We start from the raw sequence: 8,134 nt of genomic DNA on the forward strand, positions 1-8,134 counted from the left end.
CGACTCCCTAAACTAGGGGGAGTTTGCGCCGCGAGGCCGACGCTTTCGCCGAACCCACGACGCTCCTGGAAACCATGCCCAAGCGCACCGACCTGAAGAAGATTCTGCTCATCGGTTCCGGTCCCATCATCATCGGTCAAGCCTGCGAGTTCGATTACTCCGGCACGCAAGCCTGTAAAGCCCTCCGCGAGGAGGGCTACGAGGTCGTGTTGGTGAACTCCAACCCGGCCACGATCATGACCGACCCGGAGACGGCCGACCGCACGTACATCGAACCCATCACCTGGCAGGTCGTCGAGAAGATCATCGAGAAGGAAAGGCCGGACGCGCTGCTGCCGACGCTCGGCGGGCAGACGGCGCTCAACACGGCGATGTCGCTGTGGAAGGAAGGCGTCCTCCGCAAGCACGGCGTCGAGATGATCGGCGCGAAGGCGGACGTGATCGACAAGGCGGAGGACCGGCAGAAGTTCAAGGACGCGATGCTCAAGATCGGCCAGGACGTGCCGAAGAGCGTCGTCGTCCACACGATGGCCGAGGCCGAGGACGCCCGCGCCGCCGTCGGGCTGCCGTGCGTCATCCGGCCGAGCTTCACCATGGGCGGGACCGGCGGCGGCATCGCGTACAACCGCGAAGAGTTCAACACCATCGTCTCCCGCGGCCTCGAACTGTCGCCGACGACCGAGGTGCTGATCGAGGAGAGCGTGATCGGGTGGAAGGAGTACGAGCTGGAGGTGATGCGGGACAAGGCGGACAACGTCGTCATCATCTGCAGCATCGAGAACCTCGACCCGATGGGCGTCCACACCGGGGACAGCATCACCGTCGCCCCGGCGCAGACGCTCTCGGACAAGGAATACCAGCGGATGCGGGACGCCGCGAAGGACATCATCCGCGAGATCGGCGTCGAGACCGGCGGGTCGAACATCCAGTTCGCCACCGACCCCCGCACCGGGCGGATGATCGTCATCGAGATGAACCCCCGCGTCAGCCGCAGTAGCGCCCTCGCGTCCAAGGCGACCGGGTTCCCGATCGCGAAGATCGCGGCGAAGCTCGCGATCGGCTACACGCTCGACGAGCTGAAAAACGACATCACCCGGACCACGCCGGCCAGCTTCGAGCCGACCATCGACTACGTTGTGACGAAAATCCCGCGGTTCACGTTCGAGAAGTTCCCCGAAGCCGACCCGACGCTGACGACGCAGATGAAGTCGGTCGGCGAGACGATGGCCATCGGCCGCACCTTCAAGGAGAGCTTCCAGAAGGCGCTCCGCGGCCTGGAAGTCGGGCGGTTCGGCCTCGGCTGCGACCTCCGGGATCGCTGGGGCGGCGACAACCCGCCCGACGAGGCGGAGATCAACGCGAAGCTGACGACGCCGAACGCGGACCGGGCCTGGTACCTGCGGTACGCGTTCAAGGCCGGGATGAGCATCGACGACGTGTTCGCACGAACGAAGATCGACCGCTGGTTCCTGCAGAACATCTACGACCTGACGGCGTTCGAGGACGAGTTGAAGGCCGGCGGTCCGCTAGAGAAGGTGACGCCGGAACTAATGCTGAAGGCGAAGCAGTGGGGCTTCACCGACCGGCAGCTCTCGAACCTCTGGGGCGGGACCGACGCCGAAATCCGCGCGAGGCGGAAGGCGATGGGCGTCGTCGCCGTGTTCAAGTCCGTGGACACCTGCGCCGCCGAGTTCGAGGCGTACACGCCGTACTACTACAGCACCTACGAGTCGCCGGTGAAAACCGCGACCGGGGCCGTGCCCGAGGATGAGGTCCTTCCCCCGACCGGCAAGGACCGAATCATGGTCCTCGGCGGCGGGCCGAACCGGATCGGGCAGGGGATCGAGTTCGACTACTGCTGCGTCCAGGCCGCGTTCGCCCTCCGCGCGGCCGGGTACGAGGTCATCATGGTGAACTCGAACCCGGAGACCGTCAGCACCGACTACGACACGTCGGACCACTTGTTCTTCGAGCCGCTGACGGTCGAGGACGTGCTGAACATCTACGACCGGATGAAGCCGAAGGGTGTCATCGTGCAGTTCGGCGGGCAGACGCCGCTGAACCTGGCGAAGCCGCTGGAGGCCGCCGGCGTCCCGATCATCGGCACGAGCGTGGACAGCATCGACGTGGCCGAGGACCGCAAGCGGTTCGCGAAGCTGATCGACGAACTCGACCTGCAACAACCGGCCAACGGCACGGCCGTTGATCTGCAACAGGCGCTCACGAACGCCCGGCGGATCGGCTACCCGGTGCTCGTGCGGCCGAGCTTCGTCCTCGGCGGCCGGGCGATGCAGATCGTCTACTCGGACGAGGCGCTCGAGGGCTACATGAGCCGCGCCATCGACGTGTCGCCGGGTAAGCCGATTCTCATCGACAAGTTCCTGGAGAACGCCACGGAGGTCGATGTCGATTGCCTGAGCGACGGCACGCGGACGATCATCGGCGGGGTGATGCAGCACATCGAGGAGGCCGGCATCCACAGCGGCGACTCGGCGTGCGTGCTGCCGCCGTACAGCCTGCCGCGGGTCGTCATCGACGAGATCAAGCAGCAGGCTGTGAAGCTGGCCACGGCCCTGAAGGTGAAGGGCCTGATGAACATCCAGTTCGCCGTCACCGGGCTGGCCGACGGCGCGACGCCGACGGTGTACGTCCTCGAAGCCAACCCGCGGGCGAGCCGCACCGTCCCGTTCGTGTCGAAGGCCATCGGCGTGCAACTCGCTCGGCTCGCGGCCCTCGTCATGGCCGGGCAAACGCTCGACGAGTTGGGAGTCGCCGGCGAGGTCGTGCCGCCGCACTACTCGGTCAAGGAGTCGGTCTTCCCGTTCAACAAGTTCCCCGGCGTGGACATCATCCTCGGCCCGGAGATGAAGTCCACCGGCGAGGTCATGGGGATCGACGCGAACTACGCGATGGCGTTCGCGAAGGCGCAGCTCGCCGCGTCCGCCGCCCTGCCGACGAAGGGGACGATCTTCATCAGCCTCGCCGGGCAGGACAAGCTCGCGTCCATCCCGATCGCGAAGCGGTGCGCCGAGATGGGGTTCCGCATCCTCGCCACCCGCGGCACCGCGGCCGTCTTCCAGGAACACGGCATCCCGGTGACGGAAGTGCCGAAGATTCAGGAGGGCCGGCCGAACCTGCTCGACTACATGAAGAACGGCGAGGTGCAGCTGGTCATCAACACGCCGAGCGGCCGCGGCAGCCGGACGGACGAGAGCAAGATTCGGGCGGCGGCCGTCGCCAACCGGGTGACGTGCATCACGACGCTGTCCGGGGCGGCGATGGCGGCCGACGCGATGAAGGCCCTGCGGGAACAGGAACTGACCGTCACGGCGCTGCAGGACTGGTTCCCGAAGACCTGACTTCCGAAGTCCGGCTTCGACTTCGGAAGTCGAGGAAAGACGGGGCGTATCTCATTCGCGCGAACGCTTCGGCGCGGGATCGACTTCCGAAGTCGAAGCCGGACTTCGGAAGTCGGGCGGTCGGAATCCGGAACCCCCGCCCGGCGGGTTTTGCTAGAATCGTGGGGGCGATTGGTCGGTCCTCGAACTGGATTCCCATGGCCTTCACCCCGCTCAAGCCGCCGCCGCCGCCGACCACCCGGATGACGCGGACCGGGCCGGCCGAGTACCCGCCCGAAGAGACGCACTACGAACTCTCCGACTCCGCCATCCTCCCGGCCGGCGTCCGGTTCAACCTCGACCCGCCGGCGGACGCGACCCCCCAGGCCGACAAGCTCGACCCCGAGACGCAGGCCCTCTTCCACCAGCGGCTGCGGCTCTGCTGCCTCGTCGCCGCGTTCCCGTTCTTCTTCTTCTTCGTCTCCACGCTCACCGGGTTCATCGAGCTGTTCGGCCGCCCCGTCGTCGGGTGGACCGGCGTGTTCTTGTCCGGGGCCGTGTTCCTGCTGCTCATCTCCGTCGCCGTCGCGATGGGCCGCATCCGCCGCCTGCCGGAGGTCGGGCTGCGGGTCGTGGAAATCGCCGTGTTCGGCGCGATGGGCATGTTCTTCGCCTACTGGTCGTTCTCGCTCTTGACGGCCGAAGTCCTCCGGGCGAACCCGACGGTGGACGGGTCGGCCGCGTTCCGCCAGGAGCAGTACTCCATCCTCGCGGCCGCGCTCATCGTCCACTTCAACTGGTTCGCGCTGATCGTCTTCCACGGCGTCCTCGTGCCGAACACCCTCTCCCGCGGCGTCGGCGTCATCTCGGCGATGGTCCTCGTCCCGCTCCTCATCGACGGGACGGCGATGGCCCTGCACGAGCCGACGGCCCGGAACATGTGGGTCGTCATCGCCGTGGCCCTGACGCTGCTCCCGACCGGCGCGGGCCTGGCGATCTTCGGCACGGCGAAGACGGCCGCGCTGCGGGAGGAAATCCAGGTCGCGAAGCAGGCGGCCCGCGAACTCGGCCAGTACCGGCTGCGGCGGAAACTCGGGCAGGGCGGCATGGGCGAGGTCTACCTGGCCGAGCACGCCCTCCTCAAGCGGCCGTGCGCGGTCAAGCGGATTCACGCGAAGTACCTGAACAACGCCGAGCAGGTGAAGCGGTTCGAGCGGGAGGTGCAGATCACGGCCCAGCTCCGCCACCCGAACACGGTCGTCATCTTCGACCACGGCCGGGCGGACGACGGCACGTTCTACTACGTCATGGAGTACCTGTCCGGGCTGAGCCTGGAGGAACTCGTGAACCGGCACGGGCCGATGTCCGCGGACCGCGTCGTCCACCTCATGCGGCAGGTGTGCGGGGCGCTCCGCGAGGCGCACCACATGGGCCTCGTCCACCGGGACATCAAGCCGTCGAACATCGTCGTCCTGCCGGACGGCAGCCCGCACGACCAGGTCAAGCTCGTGGACTTCGGCCTCGTGCAGTCGCTGACGGCCGAGGCCGACGCGGAGGAGAAGATCACCCGCGACGGGTTGATCGTCGGCACGCCGGAGTACATGTCGCCGGAGCAGGCGCAGGGGCTGGCGCTGGACGAGCGGAGCGACCTGTACAGCCTCGGCAGCGTCCTGTACTTCCTGCTCACCGGCCGGGAGGCGTTCCACCGGGAGAACCCGGTGAAGACGCTGCTGGCGGTGGTGAACGAGGAGCCGACGCCGGTGGCCCGGATCAACCCGTTCGTGCCCGGCGACCTCGCGGCCGTGGTGGACCGCTGCCTGGCGAAGTCCCTCGAGCAGCGGTTCGCGAAGGCGGCCGACCTCGACGCGGCCCTGGCGCGGTGCGAGTGCGCCGCCGGGTGGACGAGCCAACTCGCGGCCGAGTGGTGGGACCGCCACCCCAAGGGGGACACGACCGGGACCGACCTGAGCGGTGTGCCCCTCAACCCGCAGACCAAATCCTGACCGCCCCCGAACCTGCCGCCGCCGTTCCCCCTCATTCCATCGACCCGTCCTCGGGGTGTGGCGGAGGCACGCGACCCTGCGAAGGTCGTAGGCCAGGTTCGACTCCTGGCGAGGACATGTTTTGTAGGGCGGGTCAAGGCTTTGCGCCGACCCGCCGTCGGCGACGGTAGCTCCCGGCGGGTCGGCGCAAAGCCTTGACCCGCCCTACAAAACCGATGACGCTGGAGCCTGACGGTCGGGCAACCGGCTGCAACCCGGTCGTAGTGGGTTCGACTCCCACCGGCGTCTCTTCGATATAGCCGCCGGCTTGCCGGCGGGGTTTTGAGCATCGCAAAACCCCGCCGGCAAGCCGACGGCTATATAACGCGGGCGTCCACTTTCTCCCGCGCCACGAGCGCGACCAGTTCCTCTGCCTCGCCGCGGGTCAGCTTCTCCGACAGCACGAACGGTGTCTCCGCCATCACGGCGAGCGCCTCCTCCTGCGAACAACTCCGGTTCGTCCGCGCGATAGAAATCAGCCCGTCTTTCGCCGACAGCGGGAAGGCGTCCACCGTCACGCTGCGGTCGGCGACGGCCGGCTCGCGGCGGACCAACCGCTCCAGCGCCGGTAGTTCCGCGACGATCGTGAGCCGGTCCCCGGCCTTCAGGCGCAGCGCCTTCGGCAGCCCCTCCTGCGCGAACGGCGGCTTCCCGGAAATGCCGAGCGGCAGGAACCGGTAGTCGATCATCGTCGCCAGCAGCGACTGCTCGTGCAGGCACGGGTCGTTCGGCTGCACCACCAGCTCGACGATGGCGAGCGTCTTCGTGCCGACGGTGACGAGCGTTTGCACGCGGTCGCCGAACAGCGCCGCGGCGAACGCCGGGGCCGCGAGCGCCGGCACGGAGACGGCGTGCTTGATGTTCGCCGACTCGCGGACGGCGGCCGCGAAGTTCGGCTCCGTCAGCCGCACCACGACCCGCTGCGTCGCGTTGACTTCCCGCACGAGCAGGCCGATTTCGAGGTTCTTCAGCTCCGACTCCGTCGCCGCGATGACCGACCGCGCGGTCGCGACGCGGGCCTGCTTCAGCACGGCGTTCACCGTCGCGTCGCCGATGATGACGGCCGCCCCGAGGCGGCGGACGGTTTCCGCGAACGGGTTGTCGTTCACCGTCTCGATGGCGACGACCGGGTGGCCGAGCCGGACCAGCTCCTCGACGCACCGGAACCCGACGTTCCCGAGGCCGCAGACGACGACGTGCCCGCCGTCCGGGATGCGGCGGGCCTCCAGCGCGCCGCCGAGCTTCGCGCGGATGAAGTACTGCGTGAAGATGGCCGTGAAGATCGCGAGCAGCGCCGCCCCGGCGATCTTCAGCACGCTGATGAACACCTTCGCCCACGGCGGCCGCCCCTCGGCGTGCAGGTCGCCGCCGGTCGCGACGATGCTCACCGTCTGGAACAGCCCGTCGGCCCAGTCGGTCTTCAGCCCGTACCGGAACGTGAGCGTGCTGACGAACAGCACGAGGAACAGGCCGACGCTGGCGAGCTTCACCGGCAGGTCGATGGCCGCGAGGGTGCGGCCGACGGTGCGGAACTGCCGCCGCAGCCACCCGGCCCAGAGGACGCCGCCGAGGAAGTCGTCGGCCGCGCCCGTCAAGAGCGGGGCGAGGTCTTCCGGCCGGCCGCACGCGACGAAGCGGTCGCCCACTGACAGTGCGATGTTACCGGTCGTCGCCTCCCACAACTTCGTCTCGCCGCCGTTCGCGGCGTGGGACAGGATGAGCAACTTGTTCTTCCGGGCCACGTCCGCCAGCCGGACGCCGAGGAGGGGGGAACTTTCCGCGACGGCGATCTCCGCCACCTGTTGCGGCTTGTCGTCGAGCTTGAACACGCCGAGCGTGTCGCCGGTGAGGGCCGTCAGCGCGATGAGCGGGGCGGTGAGGGCGGACACGGACAGGGCGACGGTGTTCTTGACGGCTGCCCCGAGCCGCGGGATGAGGTTCTGGTTGAACATCCGCACGACGACCCGCACGTCCGGCGCGATCTGCCGGACGAGCAGGGCGGTCGAGACGTTCACGAGGTCGTCGCTGGTGACGATGATGACGCCGCGGGCGGTCTTCACCCCGGCCTGTTCGAGCAACTCCGGCCGGCGGCAGTCGCCCTTGAAGTACGGCACGCCGGCCAGCCGCGGGTCGTCCGGCTCGTTCTGCGACACGACCACGACGGCGATCCCGGCCGCCTTCAGGTGTTCGAGGATGCGGAACCCGACCCGGCCCAACCCGCACAAGAGCACCGGCTGATCCACAGGTTGCCCCCTCATAGTAGTAGGCACACTCCGTGTGCCGTTTCCTCGGCGGGTCGGCGAGTTCGTCCGAGCCGCTGCGACCGACAGCAGACGGCACACGGAGTGTGCCTACTACTATGTGTGTAGGTGTTCCCACCAAGTAGTTCGGGGCGGTCGGCGATGGATTTGGACGACGACGTGTGCCTGTGCTTCCGCGTCACCAAGCGGAAGCTGCTCGCGTACCTGCGGACGCAGCAGCCGGTGGTGGCGAGCCAGCTCTCGCAGTGCGGCGGCGCGGGGACCGGGTGCGGGTGGTGCGTGCCGTTCCTGAAGAAGCTGTTCGAGCAACAGGAACTGAGCCACTCGGCCGAGGAGTACGCCAAGCAGCGGGCCGCGTACCGCGAGACGGGCGAGCGGCCGGCCGAAGAATAAAACCGATTTCACCGCGGAGGGCGCAGAGGGCGCGGAGAAAAACCAAGAAGAGTTACAAAACCGGGGATTTGCATGGAGTGATGGGTTTGGACCCGCCCCC

4 protein-coding genes and 2 tRNA genes are annotated in these 8,134 nt (G+C 68.0%); 5 read left to right on the plus strand and 1 reads right to left on the minus strand.

The features are described 5' to 3' along the window. Positions 1-74: 74 nt before the first annotated feature. The 4 genes from carB to AC5JJ2_RS11280 all read left to right on the plus strand — a co-directional run bounded on the left by carB (position 75) and on the right by AC5JJ2_RS11280 (position 5,629). Positions 75-3,359 (plus strand): carbamoyl-phosphate synthase large subunit, encoded by a 3,285-nt coding sequence (gene carB / locus AC5JJ2_RS11265; RefSeq protein ID WP_495858083.1) that lies wholly within the window; start codon positions 75-77, stop codon positions 3,357-3,359. 197 nt (positions 3,360-3,556) lie between these two features. Further along, positions 3,557-5,341 carry a serine/threonine-protein kinase gene (locus tag AC5JJ2_RS11270; RefSeq protein ID WP_495858084.1) on the plus strand — a complete coding sequence of 595 codons (1,785 nt, stop codon included), beginning with the start codon at positions 3,557-3,559 and terminating at the stop codon, positions 5,339-5,341. 46 nt (positions 5,342-5,387) lie between these two features. Beyond that, positions 5,388-5,458: transfer RNA gene (locus AC5JJ2_RS11275), tRNA-Arg, on the plus strand. Positions 5,459-5,558: 100 nt separating this feature from the next. Continuing rightward, positions 5,559-5,629, plus strand: a tRNA-Cys gene (locus AC5JJ2_RS11280). 68 nt (positions 5,630-5,697) lie between these two features. Here the strand turns inward: AC5JJ2_RS11280 and AC5JJ2_RS11285 are convergent. Next, positions 5,698-7,623 carry a potassium channel family protein gene (locus AC5JJ2_RS11285; RefSeq protein ID WP_495858085.1) on the minus strand — a complete coding sequence of 642 codons (1,926 nt, stop codon included), beginning with the start codon at positions 7,621-7,623 and terminating at the stop codon, positions 5,698-5,700. A gap of 159 nt (positions 7,624-7,782) precedes the next feature. Here AC5JJ2_RS11285 and AC5JJ2_RS11290 point away from each other — a divergent pair, with 159 nt between their 5' ends. Further along, on the plus strand, positions 7,783-8,034 hold the full coding sequence (locus AC5JJ2_RS11290; protein WP_495858086.1) for a (2Fe-2S)-binding protein: 252 nt from the start codon (positions 7,783-7,785) through the stop codon (positions 8,032-8,034). Positions 8,035-8,134 lie beyond the last annotated feature (100 nt).

It is taken from the genome of Limnoglobus sp. (genome assembly GCF_059499385.1).